General features: G+C 66.9%; 22 protein-coding genes and 2 tRNA genes. 13 read left to right on the plus strand and 11 right to left on the minus strand.

Annotated elements, in window-relative coordinates; genetic code table 11:
- Positions 1 to 16: 16 nt before the first annotated feature.
- On the minus strand, positions 17 to 196 hold the full coding sequence (gene rpmF / locus AB4Y36_RS00850) for a 50S ribosomal protein L32 (protein WP_018441573.1): 180 nt from the start codon (positions 194 to 196) through the stop codon (positions 17 to 19).
- A gap of 134 nt (positions 197 to 330) precedes the next feature.
- The gene (locus AB4Y36_RS00855; protein WP_069262575.1) at positions 331 to 972 is read right to left on the minus strand and encodes a DUF177 domain-containing protein; all 642 of its coding nucleotides are present in this window, start codon (positions 970 to 972) and stop codon (positions 331 to 333) included.
- Between the two features lie 453 nt (positions 973 to 1425).
- Between AB4Y36_RS00855 and AB4Y36_RS00860 the strand changes: the two genes are divergently transcribed.
- Both AB4Y36_RS00860 and AB4Y36_RS00865 read left to right on the plus strand, forming a co-directional pair.
- The gene (locus AB4Y36_RS00860) at positions 1426 to 2064 is read left to right on the plus strand and encodes a Maf-like protein (protein ID WP_368682108.1); all 639 of its coding nucleotides are present in this window, start codon (positions 1426 to 1428) and stop codon (positions 2062 to 2064) included.
- Positions 2061 to 2783, plus strand: coding sequence for an SAM-dependent methyltransferase (locus AB4Y36_RS00865; protein WP_368682109.1), 723 nt, complete (start codon positions 2061 to 2063; stop codon positions 2781 to 2783). Before AB4Y36_RS00860 ends, AB4Y36_RS00865 begins: the two co-directional genes overlap by 4 nt.
- 97 nt (positions 2784 to 2880) lie before the next feature.
- On the opposite strand, the gene AB4Y36_RS00870 is transcribed toward AB4Y36_RS00865, so the two are convergent.
- Genes AB4Y36_RS00870 through AB4Y36_RS00885 form a run of 4 tightly spaced genes read right to left on the minus strand, consistent with a single transcriptional unit; the run spans position 2881 to position 6076 of the window.
- Positions 2881 to 3885, minus strand: coding sequence for a S49 family peptidase (locus AB4Y36_RS00870; protein ID WP_368616041.1), 1005 nt, complete (start codon positions 3883 to 3885; stop codon positions 2881 to 2883).
- 38 nt (positions 3886 to 3923) lie between these two features.
- Positions 3924 to 4328 carry a Rieske 2Fe-2S domain-containing protein gene (locus AB4Y36_RS00875; RefSeq protein ID WP_069262579.1) on the minus strand — a complete coding sequence of 135 codons (405 nt, stop codon included), beginning with the start codon at positions 4326 to 4328 and terminating at the stop codon, positions 3924 to 3926.
- Complete coding sequence (locus tag AB4Y36_RS00880) at positions 4325 to 4984, minus strand: HAD-IIIA family hydrolase (RefSeq protein ID WP_069262580.1); 660 nt, start codon at positions 4982 to 4984, stop codon at positions 4325 to 4327. Before AB4Y36_RS00880 ends, AB4Y36_RS00875 begins: the two co-directional genes overlap by 4 nt.
- A 33-nt stretch (positions 4985 to 5017) precedes the next feature.
- Positions 5018 to 6076: an RluA family pseudouridine synthase gene (locus tag AB4Y36_RS00885; protein ID WP_368682110.1), complete on the minus strand. Its 1059-nt coding sequence runs from the start codon at positions 6074 to 6076 to the stop codon at positions 5018 to 5020.
- 882 nt (positions 6077 to 6958) lie between these two features.
- Here AB4Y36_RS00885 and AB4Y36_RS00890 point away from each other — a divergent pair.
- The 6 genes from AB4Y36_RS00890 (at position 6959) to AB4Y36_RS00915 (ending at position 14359) form a co-directional block, all read left to right on the plus strand.
- Positions 6959 to 10189 (plus strand): Rne/Rng family ribonuclease, encoded by a 3231-nt coding sequence (locus AB4Y36_RS00890; protein WP_368682111.1) that lies wholly within the window; start codon positions 6959 to 6961, stop codon positions 10187 to 10189.
- A 156-nt stretch (positions 10190 to 10345) separates the two neighbouring features.
- A complete protein-coding gene (moaA, locus tag AB4Y36_RS00895) occupies positions 10346 to 11467 on the plus strand; it encodes a GTP 3',8-cyclase MoaA (protein ID WP_368605498.1) in 1122 nt (373 codons plus the stop codon).
- A gap of 7 nt (positions 11468 to 11474) precedes the next feature.
- Entirely contained in the window at positions 11475 to 12107 is a 633-nt protein-coding gene (gene mobA / locus AB4Y36_RS00900) for a molybdenum cofactor guanylyltransferase MobA (protein WP_368682112.1), read from the plus strand.
- 107 nt (positions 12108 to 12214) lie between these two features.
- Positions 12215 to 13519: a gephyrin-like molybdotransferase Glp gene (glp, locus tag AB4Y36_RS00905; protein ID WP_368682113.1), complete on the plus strand. Its 1305-nt coding sequence runs from the start codon at positions 12215 to 12217 to the stop codon at positions 13517 to 13519.
- 67 nt (positions 13520 to 13586) lie between these two features.
- Positions 13587 to 13862 carry a hypothetical protein gene (locus AB4Y36_RS00910; RefSeq protein WP_028206699.1) on the plus strand — a complete coding sequence of 92 codons (276 nt, stop codon included), beginning with the start codon at positions 13587 to 13589 and terminating at the stop codon, positions 13860 to 13862.
- Positions 13862 to 14359 (plus strand): N-acetyltransferase family protein, encoded by a 498-nt coding sequence (locus AB4Y36_RS00915; protein WP_368616036.1) that lies wholly within the window; start codon positions 13862 to 13864, stop codon positions 14357 to 14359. The genes AB4Y36_RS00910 and AB4Y36_RS00915 overlap by 1 nt, the downstream gene beginning before the upstream one ends.
- A gap of 80 nt (positions 14360 to 14439) precedes the next feature.
- Here the strand turns inward: AB4Y36_RS00915 and AB4Y36_RS00920 are convergent, their stop codons facing one another.
- The 5 genes from AB4Y36_RS00920 to pncB form a co-directional block, all read right to left on the minus strand.
- Positions 14440 to 15960, minus strand: a complete 1521-nt coding sequence (locus AB4Y36_RS00920) for a DNA recombination protein RmuC (RefSeq protein ID WP_368682284.1) — start codon at positions 15958 to 15960, stop codon at positions 14440 to 14442.
- 14 nt (positions 15961 to 15974) lie between these two features.
- Positions 15975 to 16964 (minus strand): 2-hydroxyacid dehydrogenase, encoded by a 990-nt coding sequence (locus AB4Y36_RS00925; protein ID WP_368616034.1) that lies wholly within the window; start codon positions 16962 to 16964, stop codon positions 15975 to 15977.
- Positions 16965 to 17069: 105 nt separating this feature from the next.
- Positions 17070 to 18506, minus strand: a complete 1437-nt coding sequence (locus tag AB4Y36_RS00930; RefSeq protein ID WP_368682114.1) for a sodium:proton antiporter — start codon at positions 18504 to 18506, stop codon at positions 17070 to 17072.
- Entirely contained in the window at positions 18496 to 19158 is a 663-nt protein-coding gene (locus AB4Y36_RS00935) for a lactate utilization protein C (RefSeq protein WP_368682115.1), read from the minus strand. The genes AB4Y36_RS00930 and AB4Y36_RS00935 overlap by 11 nt, the downstream gene beginning before the upstream one ends.
- 86 nt (positions 19159 to 19244) lie before the next feature.
- Positions 19245 to 20456 (minus strand): nicotinate phosphoribosyltransferase, encoded by a 1212-nt coding sequence (pncB, locus tag AB4Y36_RS00940; protein ID WP_342945432.1) that lies wholly within the window; start codon positions 20454 to 20456, stop codon positions 19245 to 19247.
- Between the two features lie 326 nt (positions 20457 to 20782).
- Between pncB and fdxA the strand changes: the two genes are divergently transcribed.
- From fdxA to AB4Y36_RS00965, 5 genes are all read left to right on the plus strand, one after another.
- Positions 20783 to 21106, plus strand: a complete 324-nt coding sequence (gene fdxA / locus AB4Y36_RS00945; RefSeq protein ID WP_028206706.1) for a ferredoxin FdxA — start codon at positions 20783 to 20785, stop codon at positions 21104 to 21106.
- A 139-nt stretch (positions 21107 to 21245) separates the two neighbouring features.
- Positions 21246 to 21321, plus strand: a tRNA-Asn gene (locus AB4Y36_RS00950).
- Between the two features lie 79 nt (positions 21322 to 21400).
- Positions 21401 to 21476: transfer RNA gene (locus AB4Y36_RS00955), tRNA-Asn, on the plus strand.
- A 108-nt stretch (positions 21477 to 21584) separates the two neighbouring features.
- Positions 21585 to 22076 carry a CreA family protein gene (locus tag AB4Y36_RS00960; protein ID WP_368682116.1) on the plus strand — a complete coding sequence of 164 codons (492 nt, stop codon included), beginning with the start codon at positions 21585 to 21587 and terminating at the stop codon, positions 22074 to 22076.
- Positions 22077 to 22104: 28 nt separating this feature from the next.
- Entirely contained in the window at positions 22105 to 23007 is a 903-nt protein-coding gene (locus AB4Y36_RS00965; RefSeq protein ID WP_368605506.1) for an AraC family transcriptional regulator, read from the plus strand.
- The last annotated feature ends 121 nt before the right edge of the window (positions 23008 to 23128 follow it).

A 23128-nucleotide genomic window follows, 5' to 3' on the forward strand; every position in this document is an offset into this window, starting at 1 on the left:
CCGCACGCTGAAACGATTAGTCGTTCTTGGTCTTGACGACTTTCTTGCCGCGGTAGTAGCCGTTCGGGCTGATGTGGTGACGCAGATGCACTTCACCCGTGCTCGGCTCGACGGCCAGCGGCGCGCCCGTGAGGAAATCGTGCGAGCGGTGCATACCGCGCTTCGACGGCGACTTCTTGTTTTGTTGAACTGCCATGATAACTCCTGAAAATTTTCCGAATTCTAACACAGCCCGATCCGGCCGCCGCCACCCTTGGGGGATGGCCGGACTCCGGGCTCAGGCCCACGCGTCTGGTACTGCCTGCCCCGCACAGCCGCCCAAGGCTTCCCTTAGTGCTTGCTGCCAGGACCGTCCTTCTTGAGCGATTCGAGCGCCGCAAACGGGTTGACGCGCTCTTCCGGCTCGATTTCCTGCTCCGGCACGTCGTCTACGGAATCCACGCCTTCCGCGCCGTCGGGACCCGAGGCGAGGCTTTCGTGAATTTCCGGACAGACTTCGTGCTTCGGCACCAGCGGCAGCGCGAGCAACAGCTCCTCTTCGATCAAGTCGACGAGATCGAAATGGCGCGAGCCCACGATCACTTCGACTTCATCGTCGTCGAGCGGAAACTCGTCCGCCTCTTCTTCCGTCTGGACGATACGGAAGGTCGCATCCGCATTGAATGCCTGCTCGTAGGGAGCGAGGCACCGCTGGCACGTGAGCCACGCGCCACCGTGAACAGCCAGCCGCAGGTATGGCTGCGGCCCTTCGGTGCCGTCGTCCTGCAATTCCTGCTGGGTAAAGCCCGCAGCCTGCCAGGTGAACGCGGTGTCGCGATCTGGCGCCTCGGCCGGGACTTCGTTTAACATGCGCGGCAGTTGCGAGACGCGCACGACGCCTGCCGCTTCGCGCTCGCTGCGCGCGAATTCGAAGATATCGAAGTCGCGCGGATTCAATTCGGCGCCAGCAGGCTTGCCAGTGTGTTCGGTCATGTGCGCTCTCCTGCTTCAAGGCTTAGGGCGCGGCGAGCGATGCGCGAAAGCCGCCAGCGGCCCGCAGCAATCCAGCCTGGCCGGCCCGCACGGGTCGCTATCGACCTGCGCTTGCCAACATTCGCCATCGACACGCTACTGCCGGCAAGGTCATTCGAGCCGTGACGCCGCGAAATTCAGGCGCCCGCACAAGACGTGCGACGAGAGCGTACCGATGAAAAGCCCAAAATCATATCGCCTTTATCTTTGTGAGTCAAACACTTAAGCTCGCGTACGCAAGTGTCTGTGCAAGCGCGGTTTTCGGGAGCCTCTGACGACGTTTTGGGGGATATCCGCCCCCGTTTTCACGGCGAAATCCGCCCGAAAATCGCCAAACCACAGCCGCCTTTTTTCCAGTCGCAAACGCAGCCACATTCGCAGCCGCTCTTCCATACTCCGATACTCAGATCGAACATGCAGGATTCTCCCTCGCAGGCCCCGCGCACGGGCCGCCCCGCCCTCATCCTCGCCTCCAGCTCGCGCTACCGGCGCGAGTTGCTCGAGCGCCTGCGCATTCCCTTCGACACGGCCGTGCCCGCCGTCGACGAAACGCCGCAGCCCGGCGAAACGCCCGAAGCGACGGCGCTGCGCCTGGCTACCGCGAAGGCCCGCGCCGTGGCCGCCGCGCTGCCCGCCGGCGCGGCGCGAACGCTGGTGATCGGCTCCGACCAGGTCGCCACCTTCGATGGCCGCCAGATCGGCAAGCCCGGCACGCACGAGCGCGCGCTCGAGCAGTTGGCGGCCATGCGCGGCCGCGAAGTGTTGTTCCATAGTGCCCTGAGCGTGCTCGACACCGCGACTGGCCAAACGGATACCGTCGATGTCGTCACGAAGGTGCGCTTTCGCGACCTGCCCGACGCCGCGCTCGACGCCTACCTGCGCGCCGAAACGCCTTACGACTGCGCGGGCAGCGCGAAAGCGGAGGGACTCGGCATCGCACTGCTCGAAGCGATCGAATCGGAGGACCCCACCGCCCTGATCGGCCTGCCGCTCATCGCGCTCACGCGCATGCTGCTTGCCGCGGGATACCCGTTGCTGGAGACGCAAGCATGAGCCTCGGCACCCTCTATCTGATCCCCAACACGCTCGGCGAAGGCGACGACGACGCGCTCAATGCCGTCCTGCCGACGCCCGTGCGCGAACGCGCGGGTGCACTCGCCAGCTACATCGGCGAAAACGCGAAGACCACGCGCGCCTTCCTCAAGCGCGTGGGCACGACGCGGCCGATCCAGGAAATCGAGATCCGCGAACTCAATGTCAACACGCCCGCCGGCGAGGTCGAGAAGCTGCTCGCCCCGCTGCTCGCGGGCGTCGACACGGGGCTCGTTTCCGAGGCCGGCGTGCCCGCAGTCGCCGATCCGGGCGCGCTGCTCGTGCGGCGCGCGCACGAGCGCGGCATCAAGGTCGTGCCGCTCGTGGGTCCGAGTTCGATTCTGCTCGCGTTGATGGCGTCGGGCCTGAACGGCCAGAGCTTCGCGTTTCACGGATACCTCCCCGTCGACGCGAACGAGCGCGTGAAAAAGCTGCGCGATCTCGAGCAGATCTCGCGCAAGGGCAAGCAGACGCAGATCTTCATCGAGACGCCCTACCGCAACCGCACGCTGCTCGACGCGCTGCTCGCGACCTGTGCGCCCTCCACGCTTGTCTGCGTCGCCGCCGATCTCACGCTGCCCACGGAGACGATCGTGAGCCGCGCCGTGTCCGACTGGAAAAAGAAGCCCGCGCCCGAATTGCACAAGCGGCCGGCGATCTTCCTGCTGCTCGCGCACTGAACCCTTCGGCGCGCAAAAACGAATCGGCCGCTGCGCAACCCTCGCGCAGCGGCCGATTTTTCTCGAGGACGACCGGTGGCTAACGCGCCGCCAGTGCTCAGTGCACCGACAGCTTGCCGCCCATCAGCAGCGAATGCACAGCCGCCGAGCCGATGTTCGCACCCACGCGCTTCGCCACCCGATCGGTGAGGCTCTGCTTGACCGTGTAATCGACGACGTCCGGCGCCTTGATGACCTCGCGCGCCACGTAATCGGTGTCGCCGTAGCCGTCAGCCAGACCGAGATCCACGCTCTTCTGCCCGGTCCAGAACAAGCCCGAGAAGACATCCGGCGAGTCCTTCAGGCGCTTGCCGCGGCCGGCCTTCACGGCGTCGATGAATTGCTGGTGGATCTGGTCGAGCATCTCCTGGGCGTGCGCGTCCATTTTCGGCGTGTCGGGCGAGAACGGATCGAAGAAGCCCTTGTTTTCTCCCGAGGTACGCAGGCGCCGCTGGACGCCGAGCTTGTCCATGAGGCCGGTAAAGCCGAATCCGTCCATCAGCACGCCGATCGAGCCCACGATGCTCGCCTTGTTGACGTAAATCTTGTCGGCGGCGGCCGCGACGTAATATCCGCCCGAAGCGCACATGTCGCCCACCACCACATACAGCGGGATGGCCGGATATTTGATCCGCAGACGGTGGATCTCGTCGTTGATGATGCCGGCCTGCACCGGGCTGCCGCCGGGGCTGTCGATATGCAGGATGACGCCTGCGGTGCCGTCGTCGTCGAAGGCGCTGTCGAGCGCGCTGATGATGTCCTCCGCATTCGCCGGGGTGTCGGAGCCGATTTCGCCGTCGAGCGAAACGAGCGCCGTGTGGCGCCCTTCACTCTCCACGCGCGCGCCCGACAGATCGAGGATCGCCCACGCGATCACCACGAACACGGCGAGAAACGCGAAGCGAAAGAAAATACGCCAGCGCCGCGCCGCACGCTGCTCGGTGATGGCCGCGAGCGCGATACGTTCGAGCGCCTCGCGCTCCCAGCCAGGCGCGGGCGCGCCGCGGTCTGACGAAGCCGCGCGTGGCGCTTCGTTCGAATCAGGGGTCGGATTGTCGGACATGCGAGCGGGTTACGGTCGAAAGGGTCGAAAGTCGGGAATCAGGTTGGGGTCGGACGCAAAGCGTCGTCCGGCAGCCAGAATACCGCACGCCCCTCCGGCGTGTCGCGTTCCTCGACTTGCACGGGGCGCAAACGCCCGCCGCGGCATGGGCCGCCCACGCACTTGCCCGTGTCGGGCTGGTAGATCGCGCCGTGCGTGGCGCACATCAGATAGAGCCCCGAGGACTCGAAGAACTGGCCCTCGACCCAGTCGAGTTCCATCGGCACGTGCGCGCAGCGGTTCAGGTAGCCGTACGCCTCTCCGCCATAGCGCACGAAGAACACCACCGCGTCGCCGCCCGCGTAGGTTGCATTCATGCGCCGACCCTCGCCGCCCTCGGTGAGTTCGTCGGACGCGCAGACGCGCACCGGCTCGAGCGCCGCTGTCTCGGGCGCCGCGCTCATGCGTTCTCCCGCAGCCAGCCCGCGAGCGCAGCTACGTCGGGCGCGACAAAGCGCGGCTCGAGCTTTTCGAGTGCGCCGGATGCGTGCGCGCCATACGCCACGCCAATGGCAGCCGCGCCCGCGTTGATCGCCATCTGCAGATCGTGGGTCGTGTCGCCGATCATCACCGTACGGCCCAGATCCTGCCCCAGTTCGCGCGTGAGCTCCTGAAGCATGGCCGGATGCGGCTTCGAGAAGGTTTCGTCGGCGCAGCGGGTGCCGTCGAAGAGGCTCGTGAGCCGCGAATCCGCCAGCGCGCGGTTCAGCCCCACGCGGCTCTTGCCCGTCGCCACGGCGAGCAGGTAGCCGGTGTCGCGCAGTTCCGCGAGCATCTCGCGCACGCCTGCGAACAGCTCGGTCTGCTGATCCTTCAGCAAATAATGGATGCGATAGCGCTCGACGAGCCGCGGGTAGTCGGCCGGATCGAGCGTGGGCGCGGCGATCTGCAGCGCCTCTCGCAGGCCGAGGCCGATCACGTAGCTCGCCGCCTCGTCGCCGGGCACGGGCAAGCCGAGGTCGCGGCACGCCGCCTGGATGCTGCGCGTGATATGGGCGGTCGAGTCCATCAGGGTGCCGTCCCAGTCGAACACAATCAGGTCAAATAACTCTCGAGCCATGCAGGACTTCTCCAAACGCTGTCAGATTCGGTGTCATTCGGGACGCGCCGCGTCAGGTTGGGCCGCGTCAGGTCGGGCCGCGTCGGTTGCCGCGCCTTGCTCGCGCTGCGCGCGCAGCGCGTCGACGAAGCCGCGGCAATCCGCCGGCAGCGGCGCCTCGAACTGCAACGGGACGCCCGTGATCGGGTGAGCGAGCTTCAACCGGTGCGCATGCAGGAACATCCGCTTGATGCCCGGCCGCGCGCCCGTGCGCGCGAGATCCTTGTTGAGCGCGAAGTCGCCGTACTTGGCGTCGCCGACGATCGGCAGGCCGAGGTGAGCGAGGTGCACGCGGATCTGGTGCGTGCGGCCCGTCTTCAGTTCGGCTTCGAGCAGCGCGTAGCCCGGCCAGCGCTCGACGAGATTGAACACCGTATGCGAGGGCAAGCCGTCCGGCTGCACGCGCACACGACGCTCGCCTTCCGGGGTCAGATACTTGTGAAGCGGCTCCTTCACAGCGCGCCGACGACCCCAGTCGCTCGCCCATTCGCCGTGAACGCAGGCGTAATAGCGCTTGTCGGTCTGGTTATCGCGCATCTGCGCATGCAGGCCCACGAGTGCGGCGCGCTTCTTGGCGAGCATCAGCACGCCCGACGTTTCGCGGTCGAGGCGGTGGACCAGTTCGAGGAACTTGCCCTGCGCTCGCGCCTCGCGCAGCTGCTCGATCACGCCGAACGCCACCCCGCTGCCGCCGTGCACGGCCACGCCGGCAGGCTTGTCGATGACGAGCAGCGCGTCGTCCTCGTAGATGATGGGAAACTGGGCCGCCGGCACGGGCGTGGCGCCGGCCGGCGCATTCGACTGCGACGTGCGGATGGGCGGCACGCGCACGATGTCGCCTTCTGCGAGCCGATATTGCGCGTCGACCCGGCCCTTATTTACGCGCACTTCCCCGCTGCGCAAAATGCGATAGATGTGGCTTTTCGGCACGCCTTTGCAGACGCGCACGAGAAAATTGTCGATGCGCTGACCGGCCGCGCCCTCGTCGATTTCGACGAACGAAACCTGGTCGCTTGCGACCTGATTCTGGGATGTTTTGCCTAACCCTTTCATTCTGAATATAATTTGCCCAGCGCCGACGCAACGGTAGGCCAAATGGCCCAGGCCAAATGGCCAAATGTTCTGCGAACCACCCAATGGACACCCCAAGGGGGTTATCCTGGACTTGGACCACGCGGCGAGCGCAGGCTGCAAGCGATAAACGGTTATTTTACTTGCGCCCGGGGCTGGTTGCTCACCCCGTTTGATGAGAAGCAACGAGTTGCACGCACGGATCACCACTCCGGCAGGGACGGCGCCCACAGGCACGTTCGGTCAGGAGCGGCTCCGACGGTAACGGAACATTGGTATAAAGAATTTATCCGGCGCGTCCCGCCGCGCGGTCGAAGTGACCGCTGCAGGAGGCGCTGGTGGCGAAAATACGGCGAGCGCCCGAAGCGTCCCGGCAATGTGCGGGACACGGCGACGTCAAAAGTGGCGAGACACCCCGAGGGGGAAGACGGGCGTTCCTGAATAGCTTCCCGTGCGCGGCCCTGATTGAATCTTGAGGCCGCGAACCTGATCCAGTCGCAAGCGCGCGCGGTTCGCCGCTGCGGCCGGCGTCTGTCACGGCCAGTGCGATGGGCACACCCATCGGCACGTTCATGGTCACGGCAGCCAGGTGGATTGGAAGCGCAGGAAAACGTTGCCGTCGCGAACCCGCGGCATGTCTCTTCTCTTCTTGAAGACGTATTTCGCATGTGCCCACGCGGCCCCGTCCACGGCAACGCAACGCCGGACCGGCGCCCAGGAAAGGCAATTCTCCCCGCCATCGTTCCCGCTCCAGCGTGCTTGTGACAACACAATAAGGCGCGGCTCGCCGCTGCCCGCACCGTGCTGCCTGGCGTCACCGCCGCGCACCGTGCGGCTCGCGCGCGAACGCACTGGAGTCGTTCAATGAAACGAATGCTGTTCAACGCGACACAGCAGGAAGAACTGCGTGTCGCCATCGTCGATGGACAGAAGCTCATCGACATCGACATCGAAACCGCCGGGCGCGAACAGCGCAAAGGCAACATCTACAAGGGGATCGTCACCCGGATCGAGCCTTCGCTCGAGGCGTGTTTCGTCAACTACGGCGAAGACCGCCACGGCTTCCTGCCGTTCAAGGAAGTCGCCCGCCAGTACTTCCGCGAAGGCATCGACATGCGCGGCGCGCGCATTCAGGACGCCCTCAAGGAAGGCCAGGAGCTGATCGTCCAGGTCGAGAAGGAAGAGCGCGGCAACAAGGGCGCCGCCCTCACCACGTTCATCTCGCTCGCCGGCCGCTACCTCGTGCTCATGCCGAACAACCCGCGCGGCGGCGGCGTCTCGCGCCGCATCGAGGGCGACGACCGTCAGGAACTGCGCGAAACCATGGCGCAGCTGCAACTGCCGGACGGCATGAGCATCATCGCGCGTACGGCCGGCATCGGCCGCTCCGCCGAAGAGCTCCAGTGGGACCTGAACTACCTGCTGCAACTGTGGCGCGCCATCGAAGCCGCGTCGCAGGCCGGCCAGTCCGGTCAGCCCATGTTGATCTACCTGGAATCGAGTCTCGTCATTCGCGCGATCCGCGACTACTTCCAGCCCGACATCGGCGAAATCCTCATCGACACCACCGAGATCCATGACCAGGCGCGCGCCTTCATGGATATCGTGATGCCGGACAATGTCAATAAGGTGAAGCGGTATCACGACGACGTGCCGCTTTTCTCGCGTTTCCAGATCGAGCACCAGATCGAGACGGCGTATTCGCGCACGGTGCCGCTGCCCTCGGGCGGCGCGATCGTGATCGACCACACCGAAGCCCTGGTCGCCATCGACGTGAACTCGGCGCGCGCCACCAAGGGCGCCGACATCGAGGAAACCGCCGCGCGCACCAACCTCGAAGCCGCCGACGAAGTGGCGCGCCAGCTGCGTCTGCGCGACCTGGGCGGCCTGATCGTGATCGACTTCATCGACATGGAGTCGGCCAAGAGCCAGCGCGAAGTCGAGCAGCGCCTGAAAGACGCGCTGCGCCACGACCGCGCCCGCGTGCAGATGGGCAAGATCTCACGCTTCGGCCTGATGGAGCTGTCGCGCCAGCGCCTGCGCCCCGCCCTCTCGGAAGGCAGCCACGTGACCTGCCCGCGCTGTAACGGCACGGGTCATATCCGCGATACGGAATCGTCGGCGCTCCAGGTGCTGCGCATCATCCAGGAAGAGGCGATGAAGGAAAACACCGCGGCAATTCATTGCCAGGTGCCGGTCGAAGTGACCGCCTTCCTGCTCAACGAAAAGCGCTCGGAGATCAACAAGATCGAGTCGCGCTTCAAGGTTGCGGTCGTTCTGATCCCGAACAAGCACCTCGAAACGCCGCACTACAAGCTCGAGCGCCTGCGTCACGACGATGCGCGCCTCGACGACCCGCGCGCCTCGTGGAAGATGGCCGAGGAAGCGGCTCGCGAACTCGAGTCGGAAACCGGCTACAGCAAGCGTACCGCCGAAGCCAAGCCGAAACAGGAAGCGGCGGTGAAGGGCATCACGCCGGAGCGCCCGGCGCCGAGCGCGCCGGTCAAGCCGGCCGAAACCGCGCCCGTCGCGGCACAACTGGCTGTCACGCCCGCGGGCGGCGGCTTCTTTGGCTGGGTCAAGCGTCTCTTTGGCGGTGCACCGGCTGCGGCGCCCGCGCCGGCACCGGTCGCTCAACCCGAAAAGACTGCCCGTCCGACCCGCGAAGCGCGTACCGAGCGCGGTGAGAAGACCGGCGGCGATCGCAACCGCAATCGCCGCTCCGGCGGCCGCGACGCGGCAGCCCGCGGCGAAAGCGCAGGCGGCGCACGTGCCGGCCAGCCGGCTGGCCGCCGTGAGGAACGCGAGCCGCGCGAACAGCGTGAGCCGCGTGAAGCACGCGAAGGCCGTGGTGTCCGTGAGCCGCGCGAGCCGCGTGAACAACGCGAACCGCGCGAGCAACGTGAACCGCGTGAAACCCGCGAAGCGCGCACCGAGCGCGAACAGCGCATCGAACGCGTCGAGCGCGGTCAGGAACGTAGCGATGTAACGGCGGAAGCCGGCGCCGCACGTGGCGAGCGCCGCGAGCGTGGTGAACGTGGCGAGCGCGGTGAGTCGCGTCGCCGTCAGCAAGCCGAGGCCGCTGAAGCCCAGGAAGCGCGTCTTGACGCCGCATCGGCAGGCGCCGAAGGCGTCGAAGCGCCGCAGACGGAAGACCTGCTCGAAGGCGTGAGCGCCGGTGCCGACGAAGATGGCGCACCGCGTGAAGGCGAAGAACGCCGCCGCCGCCGCCGCGGCCGCCGTGGTGGTCGCCGCGAGCGCGAGACGGATGCAGCCGGCCTGACGCCGGGCGCAGATGCACCGGAAGGCGAAGAGCAAGCCGCCCCCGCCCAACCGGCGCTCGAGCAGCCTGCCATCGCCGCACAAGTGCATGAAGCACCGGCCGTAGAGGCGCGCACCGAGGCGGCTGCCGAGCCTGTCGTGACCGCACTGCCGGCCGCAGCCGCTGTCGCTGAAGCCGGGCACGTGCCTGCCGCTGCAGTGACGACGGCGCCCGTCGAAACCGTCGCGCCCGCTGCAGAGCAAGCTCCGGCTCCTGCCGAGCCGGCTCCGGCACCCGCCGAAGCCGCACCGGTGAGCGTCGAAACCGCACAGGCGGTCGAGCCGAAGGCCGAAGAAGCTGTGGCACCTGTCGCTCCTGTGGCCCCTGCCGCAGCGGACGAACCGGTCGCGCCGGCAGCCCCGGTGGAGCCGGTTCAGGCCGAAACGCCGCCTGTCGTGCGCGAAGATCGCGTCGAAGCACCGCGGACCGAAGAGCCCGTGGCAGCGTCAGCAGCGCCCGTCGCTCAACCGGAGCCGGCACAAGAAGCGGTAGCCGCCGCTCCGGCGGTCGTCGCGATCACCGAGCCGGTTGCCTCGCATCCGGCCCCGGTGGCAACGGCGGCGCCCGCGGCTGCCCCCACCGCAGACACGCTGCGCCCGATGCTGGAATCGGCGGGTCTCGTCTGGGTCAATACTGACGCCGACAAGCTGCGCGCTGCGCAGCAAGCCGCCGCGCAGCTGGTCAAGCCCGCACGCACGCCGCGCGAGCGCAAGCCGCTGCCGCCGGTCGACAGCACGCCGATGCAGCAGGTCGAGACCACCCGCCTGCCGTAAGCGCTGCAAGGCAACTGGCCGCCGGGCCCCAATTCCGGCGCACCCCGAAAAGCCCGCCCCTCCCGGCGGGCTTTTTTTGATATATCAGCGTTCTCCCTTGTCTGAAGGCAGGTCCTGGTTCGGCTAAAATCGAACTAACGCGAGAACGAAGAGACCATGACACGACGCATCATCCCTGTTGCCGACGTTCGATCGCTGCCGCCCGAATTGCCCCGGACGGCCGCAGAAGCCGTGCGCGCGCCTTCTGGCGCGGTCTTCGACGCGCTCGCCAGACCCCTGCGCGACCTTCGCATCTCGGTCACGGACCGCTGTAATTTCCGCTGCGTGTACTGCATGCCGCGAGCCGTGTTCGACAAGGATTACCCGTTTTTGCCCCATTCCGCGCTGCTTTCGCTCGAAGAAATCGAGCGGCTCGCGCGGCTTTTCGTCGCGCATGGCGTCACCAAGATCCGCCTCACGGGTGGTGAGCCGCTGCTGCGCAAGAACATCGAATTCCTGATCGAGCGGCTCGCCGCGCTGCGTACGCCCGCAGGCGAACCGCTCGATATCACGCTCACCACCAATGGCTCGCTGCTTGCCCGCAAGGCGCGCGCGCTGCGCGACGCGGGCCTCACACGCGTGACGGTGAGCCTGGACGCCCTCGACGACGCCCTCTTTCGCCGCATGAACGACGCCGACTTCGCGGTGGCCGACGTGCTCGACGGCATTGCGGCGGCACAAGCCGTGGGTCTCGCGCCGATCAAGGTCAACATGGTCGTCAAGCGCGGCACGAACGACGGCGAGATCGTGCCGCTTGCACGGCATTTCCGCGGCACGGATGTGACGCTGCGCTTCATCGAGTACATGGACGTGGGCACCTCGAACGGCTGGAACATGGCCGAAGTGCTGCCGTCGGCGGAAGTCGTCGCGCGCATTTCCGAGCACTGGCCGCTCGTGCCGCTGGAGCCCCACAACGCCGCCGAAACGGCGCAGCGCTGGGGCTACGCAGATGGCGCGGGCGAAATCGGCGCGATCTCCAGCGTGACGCGCGCGTTCTGCGGCGACTGCACGCGCGCGCGCCTTTCGACCGAGGGCAAGCTGTACCTGTGCCTCTTCGCCTCGATGGGTTACGACCTGCGCGCGCTGTTGCGCAACGGCGCCACCGACACGGCAATCTCCGGCGCCATCGCGCAGGTATGGGAAGGCCGCGCCGACCGCTATTCGCAGCTGCGGGGCAGCGCGCAGGCGCCGGCGGCCTCCGACGAGCGCCGCATCGAAATGTCCTATATCGGCGGCTGAGCAGCCCATGACGCCGACGAGCGCCAACCCCATTTCCACTGCATCGGTCACGGGCCTCGTGCTCGCGGGCGGCCGCGGCCAGCGTATGGGCGGCGCGGACAAGGGCTTGCAGATGCTGCACGGCAAACCGCTTGCCGCGCACGTGCTCACGCGCCTCGCGCCGCAGGTCGGCGCCCTCTCGATCAGCGCGAACCGCAACGGCGATGCTTATGCGGCGCTCGGCGCACCATGGCGAGCGAGCGTGCTCGCCGATACGCTGCCCGACTTCCCCGGCCCGCTCGCGGGGCTCCTCGCGGGACTGCGCGCCGCGCAAACCGAATGGCTCCTCACGGCGCCCTGCGACTCGCCCTGGCTGCCGGCCGATCTCGCCGAGCGCCTGGGCCACGCCGCGCTCTCGGCGCGCGCCGACATCGTGACCGCGACCACGACGAATGCCGAAGGCGTGGTCTCGCTGCACCCGGTATTCGCGCTCGTACGCACCTCGCTCGCCGACGACCTCGCCGCCTTCCTCGCCGCCGGCGAGCGCAAGGTGCGTGCGTGGTACGCGCGCCACACGGCCACCGAAGTCGCCTTTGCCGACGAACGTGCGTTTTACAATATCAATTCCTTACAGGAACTGGCCGAACTCGAACGCGCCTGAATTGCAATCGGGCGCCGCCCGGTCGGCCGCCGTCCCCGGCACACGGCCGGCACGCCCGCCTGGACGATCGCCGCACACGCCGTGCGGATGCGACGCTTCCTCACTCGATGACCACGCTTAACCATCCCTCCGGCAGCGCCGGCTGCATCAGCCAGTACGATCCGCAAGCTTTGCCCGTCAGCGCCGCGCAGGCCATCGTGCTGCAGTGGGCGACGCCGCTTGCGGCGAGCGAACGCGTGCCGCTGCGTGAAGCGCTCGCGCGTGTGCTGGCCGAAGACGTGATTTCGCCCATCGACGTTCCCGCGCACGACAACGCCGCGATGGACGGCTACGCGTTCGATGGCGCGGCCCTGGCCGACATCTCCGGCGCCCTCTCGCTCGCCGTATGCGGCAAGGCCTTCGCCGGTCACGCTTACCCGGGCGACGTTGCCGCGGGTGCGTGCGTGCGCATCATGACCGGCGCGCCGATGCCCGCGAACTGCGACACCGTCGTGCCGCAAGAGCATGTGTTTGTGCAGGGCGACGTCGTCACTTTCGAAGCAAACGCCGTCAAACGCGGCGCGAACGCGCGCCGTAAGGGCGAGGACCTCGCGCGCGGCGGCGCGGCGCTCGCGGCCGGCCGCGTGCTGCGCGCGTCCGACATTGGCTTGCTGGCGTCGCTTGGCCTCATCGAGGCGCACGTGAAGCAGCGCCTGCGCGTGGCCTACTTCTCGACCGGCGACGAACTGCGCTCGCCAGGCGAGCCGCTCGAAGCGGGCTGCATCTACGACAGCAACCGCTACGCGCTCGGCGCGATGCTGCAGCGCCTGAACGTCGAGGCGATCGATCTGGGCGTCGTGCGCGACGACCCCGCGGCGCTGGCCGCCACGCTGAAACTCGCTGCCGAATCCGCCGATGTCGTGCTAACCTCCGGCGGCGTCTCGGTCGGCGAAGCCGATTTCACGCGCACCCAGTTGCAAACGCTCGGCGACGTCTCGTTCTGGGGCCTCGCCATGCGTCCCGGCCGCCCGCTTGCGTTCGGCCGCATCTGGTCGGGCGGACGCCCGGGCGCGGGCCGCGCGGCGCTCCTGTTCGGGCTGCCCGGCAACCCGGTCGCGACGATGGTCTCGTTCTACCAGATCGTGCGCCCCGCTCTCTTGGCGATGGCGGGCGCGCAAGCGCAGCCCGTCCCGCTCGTGCCGGCATTGAGCGATCAGCCGATCAAAAAGCGCGCGGGCCGCACCGAATTCCAGCGCGGCCTCGCGCGCCGCGACGCCAGCGGCCAGTGGCACGTTGCGCCTACCGGCTCGCAAAGCTCGGGCGCGCTCAGCACGATGAGCGAGGCGAACTGCTTCATCGTGCTCGCCCATGAAGCCGGCGATCTCGATGCCGGCGACGCGGTCGACATCATGCTGTTCGATGGACTCGTCTAGCGCGGCGGCGCCCGAGAGGTCATCAAAACCAACCACACGTCCACACCTGCATAACGGACCGACTACTATGAAAAAACAGATCTCGTTCATCGCTGCGGGCCAGACCGCCAAGGCGCTCATCCTCGTGTACCTGACCTTCAGCGTGCCGATCGTGCTGCTCGGCGTGCTCGTGGCGTTCGTGCGCTATGGCGCGGTCGAACTCTCGACCATCTTCAGCGCGCTGCTGCTCAACGCGATCGTCGGCTTCATCCTGCTGTGGATCGCCTGCCACGCCTACAACTGGGTGGCCTCGCGCTTCGGCGGCATCGAGATCCATCTTTCCGACGTGCCCGAGGAAGCGTGATGACCGCGACGATCCGCGCCGCCACGCCCGCAGACGTCGGCGCGATGCACGCGCTGATGTACGAGCTCGCGGAGTTCGAAAAGCTCACGCATCTGTTCACGGGCACGGCCGATGGCCTCGCCGACGCCCTGTTCGGCACGCGCCCGGCCGCTGAAGCGCTGGTGGCGGAAGACGCCGGCCGCATCGTCGGCTACGCGCTCTTCTTCCACAACTACTCGACGTTCCTGAGCCGCCGCGGCCTTTATCTCGAAGACCTCTACGTGCAGCCGTCGCAGCGCGGCACCGGCCTCGGCACCGCGATGTTGCGCGCGCTCGCGGCGATCGCCGTCGAACGCGGCTGCGCCCGCTTCGAGTGGACCGTGCTCGACTGGAACACGCCGGCCATCGGCTTCTATGAAAAGCTCGGCGCGACCGTGCTGCCCGACTGGCGCGTCGTGCGCATGACCGGCGATGCGCTCGAAAAGCTCGCCGCAGCTGGTGAAACGATGATCGGTTAAGCCAACGCACCGCACACGCTCGAATGCAAACGGGCCGCCTGAATCGGGCGGCCCGTTGTCTTTTGGCGCGCAGATTGCGGTCACTCGTCGCCGAAGCCCGTTTCGCTTTCTGCGTCGCCGTTGCCGTTGCCATTACGGAGCGCGTCGCCGAGAAGATTCGCGGCGGCCTCGCCCGGCAGCGCCTCGACGTCGCGCAGCTTGCGGTTCATCGCCCGCGTGCGCACCTCCGCCGCCTCGATGGAACGCGTGACCGTTTCGAGCTGCGTCTTGGTGCGTGCGAGCACGTCGCCGAACTTGCCGAACTCCGTCTTCACCGCGCCCAGCACCTGCCACACCTCGCTCGAGCGGCGCTCGATCGCGAGCGTGCGAAAGCCCATCTGCAGGCTGTTGAGAAGTGCCGTGAGCGTGGTCGGACCCGCCACGCTCACGCGGTAGTCGCGCTGCAGGACATCGGTCAAGCCCGGGCGGCGCAGGATTTCGGCGTAAAGGCCTTCGGTCGGCAGGAACAGCAGCGCGAAATCGGTCGTGTGCGGGGGCGCGACGTACTTCTCGGCGATGGTGCGCGCCTCCGCGCGGATGCGCAGTTCGAGCGCGCGCCCGGCCTCCTCGATCGCGAGCACGTCCGCGCGCTCCTGCGCATCGATGAGACGCTCGTAGTCTTCGCGCGGGAACTTGGCGTCGATCGGCAGCCAGACCGGCTCGCCTTGTTCCGCGCCGCCCGCGCCGCGTCCGGGCAGCCGAATCGCGAATTCCACGCGCTCCGTGCTCTTCGGCACCGTCGCGACGTTCTTCGCGTACTGGTCGGGCGTGAGCATCTGTTCGAGCAGCGCTTCGAGCTGCACTTCGCCCCAGGTGCCGCGCGTCTTCACATTGGTGAGCACCTTCTTCAGGTCGCCCACGCCCGCGGCCAGCGTCTGCATCTCGCCAAGCCCGCGATGCACCTGCTCCAGCCGATCGGAAACGAGCTTGAACGATTCGCCAAGGCGCTGTTCGAGCGTGGCGTGCAGCTTCTCGTCGACCGTGCGGCGCATTTCCTCGAGCTTCGCCGCGTTGTTCGCTTCGATGTCCTTGAGGCGCTGTTCGAGCGTCGCGCGCACTTCGGCGAAGCGGCGGTCGTTGACTTCGGTGAGTTGCCCGAGCTGCTGCGTGAGCAGCGCGCCGAAGTGGCGCAGCGCGGCGCCCTGCTCGTCTCGCGCCTGCTGGGCTTGCTGATGCAGACTCTGGCGCACGGCATCGAGCTGCTGCGTATTGGCGGCGGTGAGTTTGGCGAGCTGCTGGGCGAAACCGTCGATCTGGCTGTTCTGCACGGTCGCGATGCTGCCGAGCTGCGCCGCCAGCGCCTGCTGCACCTGCGCGAAGCCGCCGCCGAACTCGCTGCGCGAGCTCTGCGCCGTGCGCGCGATCTCATTGCGCAGCTCGCGCTCGATGCGCTCGGCCGCGCGCGCCTGCGTGTCGGTCGACGCGGCGAGGCGGTCGCTCAGTTGATCGAGTGCGTCGAGCGTGACCTCGGCGTCGCCATCGCCATGGCCTTGACGCGCGCGCAGCAACGCCACGAGCGTCACGACGAATGCGATCGCCAGCGCGACGATCGCCAGCGACATGACTGCGAACGGACTCATTTACGGGCTTGCCCCAGCACAGCGGGGTTGACCGGATTGGGCGGCTGGCCGGCGCGCGGTCCCTCGCCGAGCGCCGCGATAAGGTTGTCGGCGGCGAGGTTCGCCATCGCGCGGCGCGTGGCTTCGCTCGCACTCGCGATGTGCGGCGTGAGCACGACGTTCTCCACTTCGAGCAACGCCGGATGCACGCGCGGCTCGCCCTCGAACACGTCGAGGCCCGCCGCCGCGATCTGGCGCGTGCGCAGCGCGTGTGCGAGCGCCGCGTCGTCGACGATGCCGCCGCGCGCGATGTTGGTGAGCGTCGCCGTGGGTTTCATCAGCGCGAGTTCGGCTGCGCCGATCGTGTGATGGTTTTGCGCCGTATAGGGCAGCACGAGCACGACGTGGTCGGCCTGCCTGAGCAGGTCTTCCTTCGACAGATATTCGGCATTCAGCTCGCGCTCGATCTCAGCCGCGACGCGCGAACGGTTGTGATACACCACGCGCATGTCGAAGCCGCGCGCACGACGCGCGAGCGCCTGGCCGATACGGCCCATGCCGATCACGCCGAGCGTGGCGCCGAAAATGTCCGAACCGAGGAACGCGTCGAACGACCACTTGTCCCACTTGCCCGCGCGCAGGAAGTGCTCCGATTCCGTCACGCGGCGCGCGGCCGCCATCATCAGCGCCCAGCCGAAGTCGGCCGTGGTTTCGTTGAGCACGTCCGGCGTGTTGGTGCCGAGCACGTTGGCCGCGTTGAAGGCGGCCATGTCGAAGTTGTTGTAGCCCACGGCCATGTTCGACACCACGCGCAGGCGCGGCGCCGCGGCGAGCGTTGCGGCGCCGATCGGGTCGCCCGCGGTGAGCGCGCCGTCCTTGTCGGCGAGACGCTGGTGCAACGCCTCGGGCGAAAGCGCTTCGCCGTTGTTCCAGTCCACGTCGAAATACTGCTTGAGCCGATCGATCACGTCGGGAAAGATCGGGCGCGCCACGAGAATCTTTTGCATCGTTGCTCTCCACACTTCAGTCGATGTCCGTCATTGTTGCGCGTGACGGGGCGCTCAGGGAAGTCTCGCGCGCTTTTCGCAGTCCGGCTCGCTAGCGCCTTGCCGCTAGACGAAAAAGAGCCAGGTGGCCGCGAGAAACACCGGCGCGAGCAGCACGCCCGACCAGCCAAGATAGCCGAAGAAGCCCGGCATGCGCACGCCGCGCGACTGCGCGATCGCCTTCACCATGAAGTTCGGCGCGTTGCCGATATAGGTGAGTGCGCCCATCCACACTGCGCCTGCCGAGATCGCGGCGAGCGTTTTCGCGCCGCCGGACATGAGCGCGTTGGCGTCGCCGCCCGCGAGATTGAAGAACACGAGGTAGGTGGGCGCGTTGTCGAGAAACGACGAGAGGAGCCCCGTCGCCCAGAAGTACATCGCTTCGTTGGGGCGGCCCGGCGCGTCGTTCACGAACCGGATCAGCGCCGCGAACGCGCCCGCCTCGCCCGCGCGCAGCATCGCGATGACCGGCGTGATCGTCACGAAAATGCCCGCGAAGAGTTTGGCCACCTCGACGATCGGCGCCCATTCGAAACCGTTGTCGGCGCGCGCTGCTTTCGACGTGAACACGAGCGAAATGAGTGCGAGCGCAACGAGTCCCGCATCGCGCACGAGATTCTGCAACTGCAGGTGCGCGCCCGCGACCTCGAAAACGATACCGGGACGCCACACGCCGCTCATCAGCACGAGCACGACGAGTAGCGCGAGCAACACGAAATTCGCCTTGCCGCCGATGGAGAGCGCGTCTGTGTCCGGCGTCGGGTCGAGCGCAGCGGCGTGCACTTCCCCGGCGCGGCGAAAGTACCAGCTATCGAGCGCGTAGAACACCACAAGCAGCACGCCGCACACGAACAGCATCGGCAGCGCGAGATGCTGCGCAGTCCAGAAGAATCCCACGCCGTTGAGAAAACCGAGGAACAGCGGCGGATCGCCGAGCGGCGTGAGCAGGCCGCCCGCATTCGCGACGAGAAAGATGAAGAACACGACCACGTGCACGTTGTGCCGGCGGTTGTCGTTCGCGCGCAGGAGCGGGCGGATCAGCAGCATCGCGGCGCCGGTCGTGCCCATCACGCTCGCGAGCACGGTGCCGAGCGCGAGGATCGCCGTGTTCATGCGCGGCGATCCGCGCAGATTCCCGTACACGCAGATGCCGCCCGCGATCGTATAGAGCGCGCCGAGCAGCACGATGAAGGGCAGATATTCGTCGACGACGGCGTGCACGAACAGCGGATACGTCACGCCGACACCATGCGTGGCCGCGAACGGCAGCAGGAACGCGAGCGCCCAGGCCGCCGAAACCTTGCCGAAGTGGTGATGCCAGAACGTGGCCGCGAACATCGGGAAGAACGCGATCGACAGCAGCATGCCGGCGAACGGCAGCGCCCACGCGGCGCCGAGCGATGCGCCGTCGAAGGCCGCCGCGTGTGCGCTCGTGCTGTAGAGCGTCAGCGCCGCGCAGAGCGTCCCCGCGCAAGCGCTTGCCGTGTTGCGCTTACGCGCCATGCACGACGATCACATGCACGCGATACGGCCCGTGTGCCCCAAGAATGATGGTCTGCTCGATGTCGCCGGTGCGCGAAGGCCCCGAAACGAAGTTGACCGCGCGCGGCAGCTCACCGCGTTCGGCGCGCATGAGCGCGAAGGCGTCCTCGTGGCCCGCGACGATGCGCGAAGCGGGCACGACGGCGATGTGCGTTTCGGGCAGCAGCGCGCCCGAGGCCCACGTCTGGGGGCTGGAGAGCAGGACCAGCGTGCCGGTTTCTGCGGTGGCGCAAAAGCAGCCCGTGAGGCCGACGAGATCGCGATCTTCGGGCTTGCGGAATTGCACGACGAGACCCGCGCCGGCCCAGTCGAACGTGTCGAGCGTCTGCCACGCGACGGCCTGCATCGGCAGGCTGCGTTCAGCGAGATAGCGTTGCGCGGCGGCGGGCACGTCGGCGAGTTGCTGGATTTCGTCGACGGTGCTCGACATCTTGCGCGCCTCGCCGACGAAGCGCGCAACGAGATCGCCTTCCAGCGGCGGGCGCGGACCCTCGGGATGTAGCGCGAGGTAGTCGGCCACGGCTTCCCGCTCATCCGCCGCGGGCGTGGCCTCGCGTCCCTGCGCCGCGCGAATGCGCGCGAGTATGCTGCGGCGGGCGGCCGTCGTGTCCATGAACGTCCTCGTCAGATGAAGAAAGGCGACGCGCCGATTATACCGGGGCGTCGCCTGCGATCTGCGGGTCAAGCGTGCGGCGTTTTTCACACGCCTGGTTGCCCCCCGCACTCTTCCTCTACGGGCTGCTCGATGCCGAACACCTGGCGCAGATAGGCGAGATATGCCTTGTCGTCGCACATGTTCTTGCCCGGCGAATCGGAAAGCTTGGCGACGGGCTGGCCGTTGCAGCGGACCATCTTGATGACGATCTGCAGCGGCTGGTAACCCAGGTCGTTGGTGAGGTTCGTGCCCACGCCGAACGCGAGGCGGCAGCGGTCGCCGAAACGCTCGTACAGGCGCAGCACCTTCGGAATGTCGAGCGCGTCCGAGAAGATCATCGTCTTCGTGCGCGGATCGCAGCGATTGTCCTCGTAGTGCTTGAGCAGGCGCTCGCCCCACTCGAACGGATCCCCCGAGTCGTGCCGCGCGCCGTCGAAGAGCTTGCAGAAGTACATGTCGAAGTCGCGCAGAAACGCCTGCATGCCGTAGACGTCCGAGAGCGCAATGCCCAGGTCGCCGCGGTATTCCTTCGCCCACATCTCGAAGCCGAAGATCTGCGAGTCGCGCAGACGCGGCCCGAGCGCCTGGCACGCCTGCAGGTACTCATGCGCCATCGTGCCGAGCGGCGTGAGGTTGTGCTTCATCGCGTAGTAGACGTTGCTCGTGCCCGTGAACTGCTCGCCGAGATCGGCCTTGAGCGTGAGGATCACCTCCTCGTGCCAGCGCTTCGAGAAGCGGCGGCGCGTACCGTAGTCGGCGATCTTGCAGTCGGCGAATTCGGGCTTCGCGCCAAGTAGCTCGATCTTGTGGCGCAGGCGCTCGCGCCCCTCCTCGTACTGCGGATGATGCTGCGTGTTGCGGAAGTACACCTCGTTGACGATGGCGAGCACCGGGATCTCGAAGAGGATCGTGTGCAGCCACGGCCCCTGGATCGCGATGTCGATCTCGCCATTGGCCTTGGGCGACGGCGTGACCGAGATGTACTTTTCGTTGAGGTGAAAGAGCGCGAGAAAGTCGATGAAGTCGCTCTTGATGAAGCGCATCTTGCGCAGGTAGTCGAGCTCGGTCTCGGCGAAGCGCAGCCTGCACAGCTTCTGAATTTCGCTGCGGATCTCGTCGACGTAGGGCACGAGATCGACGTTCGGCGTGCGGCAGCGGAAGCGGTATTCCACATTGGCCGCGGGGAAATGATGCAGCACCACCTGCATCATGGTGAATTTGTAAAGATCGGTATCGAGCAGCGAAGTAATGATCATGATGGGCCGGCCGGACTGCAATCGGATAGCGCCCGCGAAGCGGGAACCGGACATGCTGCCGGGCAGATGTCCCGCAGCGGTTCCGGGCGGCAGACGCCAGCGGTGCGTCCATGTTACCCGAATGCCCGCGCGCGCCGCGTGCCCGCCGGCACGGCCCCTCGCGCGCAAGGGATAAAACGCTGCGGATCGCCCGGCCTTATAAACTAATCACGAAACGATCTAAGGACGGTCGCGGGCCTGTGGTTGGGGTAATTCCTCATCAGTTACAATAGCGCTTTTGGCGAACCGCCATCCCCCGATACAAAAAGCTTGCAGGAGCTGCCTGAATGACTCACGTTGTGACCGAGAGCTGCATCAAGTGCCGCTATACCGACTGCGTCGATGTGTGCCCGGTGGACTGCTTTCGCGAAGGTCCCAACTTCCTCGCGATCGACCCGGACGAGTGCATCGACTGCGCCGTGTGCGTTGCCGAGTGCCCGGTGAACGCCATCTACGCCGAGGAAGACGTGCCTGGCGACCAGCAATCGTTCATCGAGCTGAACGCCGACCTCGCGAAGGGCTGGCCGAGCATCACGAAGACCAAGGCCCCGCTGCCGGAAGCCGACGAATTCAAGGACGTGAAGGACAAGCTCGCGCTGCTCGCACGCTGATCGCTTGTTCGGGGTGTCCTCCCGCCGCCGTCGCTTACACGGACAGTCCCTCGCGCAGCGGATTGCCCTAAACAGATCGCGACAGGGTATTGACAGGCCCAGCCAGACCCCATAGAATCTCGTTCTCTGCTTTTGTTGATCCCCGATAGCTCAGTCGGTAGAGCGCCGGACTGTTAATCCGTAGGTCCCTGGTTCGAGCCCAGGTCGGGGAGCCAAGATTCGCAAAAGCCCGTTGGCGTTCACAACGCAAAACGGGCTTTTTTATGACGTAAAGTGTTGTCGCTGTACTGCTGGTCCCCGATAGCTCAGTCGGTAGAGCGCCGGACTGTTAATCCGTAGGTCCCTGGTTCGAGCCCAGGTCGGGGAGCCAAAATATCGAGGGGTTGCGTGGTTGCACGCAACCCCTTTTTCTTTTGCTGCGCGCGTGGCGCACGCTACCCTCCCCGATAATGTCGCTTCGTCATCTTCGGGAATCCGCATGAAATCCACCCGCCTTGCCGCTCGCCTCGCGCGCCCGCTGCTCGCCTGCGCGAGCCTCGTCGCCTGCGCCACCGCCCACGCCGAGCAGATCGGCAGCGTGAACACCAACTTCCGCGTGACCGGCTCGGACAAAGTCGTCGTCGAGGCCTACGACGATCCGCAGGTGCCAGGCGTGACCTGCTACGTCTCCCGCGCACGCACGGGCGGCGTGAAGGGCACGCTCGGCATTGCGGAAGATCCGACCGAGGCATCGATCGCGTGCCGGCAGGTCGGGCCGATCTCCTTCGCAGGTCCGCTCAAACAGCAAGACGACGTCTTCAACGAGCGCATGTCGTTCCTCTTCAAGACGCTGCACGTCGTGCGCGTGGTCGACGCGAAGCGCAACGCGCTCGTGTATCTGACCTACAGCGACCGCGTGGTGAGCGGCAGCGCCAAGAACAGCGTCACGGCCGTGCCGGTGCCCGCGGGCACGACGATTCCGCTGCGCTAAACTGGCGATCCGTGCAGGATCCTTCACCATGACCGGTTCCCGTTTTCGAGACTCCGCCCGCTACTGGCGCACGCCGCTTCTGCCCGGCGCGGATCTCGTCACGGCCGAATACAACCAACATACGTTCGCGCCGCACTGGCACGAGGCCTACACGATCCCCGTGATCGAGGGCGGCGCGGAATGCTTTCGCTATCGCGGCACGCAGCATGTCGCCGCAACGGGCAGCGTGCCGGTGATCAATCCGGGGGAGCTGCATACGGGTTCACGCGCCGTCGAAGAAGGCTGGAGCTATCGGGTGATGTATGTGCCGATCGACTTCCTGCACGAGCTCGCCGGCGAAATCGCCGGGCGCACGCAGCCGCTGCCGTGGTTCGACGCCGAGGTGATCCACGATCTCGATCTCGCGCACCGGCTCTCGCGCGCCCACCGGCTGCTGGAAGCCGACGCGGACTGGCGGCGCGGCGCAGCCGTGCCCGAACCCGGCGCGAGCGCCAGTCCGGCATCGCCTTCGGCGCCTTGTGCCGATCTGCTCGCCGTGGAAGGCTCGCTGCTCGACGCACTCTCGACGCTGCTCACGCGCTACGGCCGCACGCGCGAGGCGGCGCTCAAACACGGCCCGAACGATCCCCGCGTGGAAACGATGAAGGCGCTCCTTGCCGCCGATCTCGCCACGCCGCTGCGCGTGGCCGATCTCGCCCAGGCGGTCGGCCTCTCGCCGTTTCACGCCACGCGGCTCTTCACGCAGGCAACCGGGCTGCCGCCGCACGCCTGGCGCACCCAGTTGCGCCTGCAGCGCGCCCTCGCCCCGCTGCGCGAAGGCGCTACGGTTGCCGAGGTCGCCGCCGCGAGCGGTTTCACCGACCAGAGCCATTTCACGCGACACTTTCGGCGCATGTTCGGCGTGCCGCCGGGGCGCTGGCAGTCGTCCTGAACGCGCCAACCCGCATCCGGCCGCAAGAACGTACAAGCCACGCGTAAGGCGGCCCGCTATGCTGTCCCCTTGTATCAGGAGGACAGTTTGACCACGCATCCCAACCGCCTTGCCGAATTCA

The sequence above is a fragment of the Paraburkholderia sp. BR10936 genome (assembly GCF_040965735.1).
Classification (GTDB): Bacteria; Pseudomonadota; Gammaproteobacteria; order Burkholderiales; family Burkholderiaceae; genus Paraburkholderia; species Paraburkholderia nodosa_A.

What these genes read in the sequence shown, in the direction of transcription:
- rpmF (WP_018441573.1), bottom strand. Translation starts at nt 196, where the DNA reads ATGGCAGTTCAACAAAACAAGAAGTCGCCGTCGAAGCGCGGTATGCAC.
- AB4Y36_RS00930 (WP_368682114.1), bottom strand. Translation starts at nt 18,506, where the DNA reads ATGGCGCGTAAGCGCAACACGGCAAGCGCTTGCGCGGGGACGCTCTGC.
- AB4Y36_RS00860 (WP_368682108.1), top strand. Translation starts at nt 1,426, where the DNA reads ATGCAGGATTCTCCCTCGCAGGCCCCGCGCACGGGCCGCCCCGCCCTC.
- AB4Y36_RS00965 (WP_368605506.1), top strand. Translation starts at nt 22,105, where the DNA reads ATGACCGGTTCCCGTTTTCGAGACTCCGCCCGCTACTGGCGCACGCCG.
- AB4Y36_RS00925 (WP_368616034.1), bottom strand. Translation starts at nt 16,964, where the DNA reads ATGCAAAAGATTCTCGTGGCGCGCCCGATCTTTCCCGACGTGATCGAT.
- AB4Y36_RS00960 (WP_368682116.1), top strand. Translation starts at nt 21,585, where the DNA reads ATGAAATCCACCCGCCTTGCCGCTCGCCTCGCGCGCCCGCTGCTCGCC.
- AB4Y36_RS00915 (WP_368616036.1), top strand. Translation starts at nt 13,862, where the DNA reads ATGACCGCGACGATCCGCGCCGCCACGCCCGCAGACGTCGGCGCGATG.
- AB4Y36_RS00870 (WP_368616041.1), bottom strand. Translation starts at nt 3,885, where the DNA reads ATGTCCGACAATCCGACCCCTGATTCGAACGAAGCGCCACGCGCGGCT.
- fdxA (WP_028206706.1), top strand. Translation starts at nt 20,783, where the DNA reads ATGACTCACGTTGTGACCGAGAGCTGCATCAAGTGCCGCTATACCGAC.
- AB4Y36_RS00865 (WP_368682109.1), top strand. Translation starts at nt 2,061, where the DNA reads ATGAGCCTCGGCACCCTCTATCTGATCCCCAACACGCTCGGCGAAGGC.
- mobA (WP_368682112.1), top strand. Translation starts at nt 11,475, where the DNA reads ATGACGCCGACGAGCGCCAACCCCATTTCCACTGCATCGGTCACGGGC.
- AB4Y36_RS00935 (WP_368682115.1), bottom strand. Translation starts at nt 19,158, where the DNA reads ATGGACACGACGGCCGCCCGCCGCAGCATACTCGCGCGCATTCGCGCG.
- pncB (WP_342945432.1), bottom strand. Translation starts at nt 20,456, where the DNA reads ATGATCATTACTTCGCTGCTCGATACCGATCTTTACAAATTCACCATG.
- AB4Y36_RS00890 (WP_368682111.1), top strand. Translation starts at nt 6,959, where the DNA reads ATGAAACGAATGCTGTTCAACGCGACACAGCAGGAAGAACTGCGTGTC.
- moaA (WP_368605498.1), top strand. Translation starts at nt 10,346, where the DNA reads ATGACACGACGCATCATCCCTGTTGCCGACGTTCGATCGCTGCCGCCC.
- AB4Y36_RS00910 (WP_028206699.1), top strand. Translation starts at nt 13,587, where the DNA reads ATGAAAAAACAGATCTCGTTCATCGCTGCGGGCCAGACCGCCAAGGCG.
- AB4Y36_RS00875 (WP_069262579.1), bottom strand. Translation starts at nt 4,328, where the DNA reads ATGAGCGCGGCGCCCGAGACAGCGGCGCTCGAGCCGGTGCGCGTCTGC.
- AB4Y36_RS00855 (WP_069262575.1), bottom strand. Translation starts at nt 972, where the DNA reads ATGACCGAACACACTGGCAAGCCTGCTGGCGCCGAATTGAATCCGCGC.
- glp (WP_368682113.1), top strand. Translation starts at nt 12,215, where the DNA reads ATGACCACGCTTAACCATCCCTCCGGCAGCGCCGGCTGCATCAGCCAG.
- AB4Y36_RS00885 (WP_368682110.1), bottom strand. Translation starts at nt 6,076, where the DNA reads ATGAAAGGGTTAGGCAAAACATCCCAGAATCAGGTCGCAAGCGACCAG.
- AB4Y36_RS00880 (WP_069262580.1), bottom strand. Translation starts at nt 4,984, where the DNA reads ATGGCTCGAGAGTTATTTGACCTGATTGTGTTCGACTGGGACGGCACC.
- AB4Y36_RS00920 (WP_368682284.1), bottom strand. Translation starts at nt 15,960, where the DNA reads ATGTCGCTGGCGATCGTCGCGCTGGCGATCGCATTCGTCGTGACGCTC.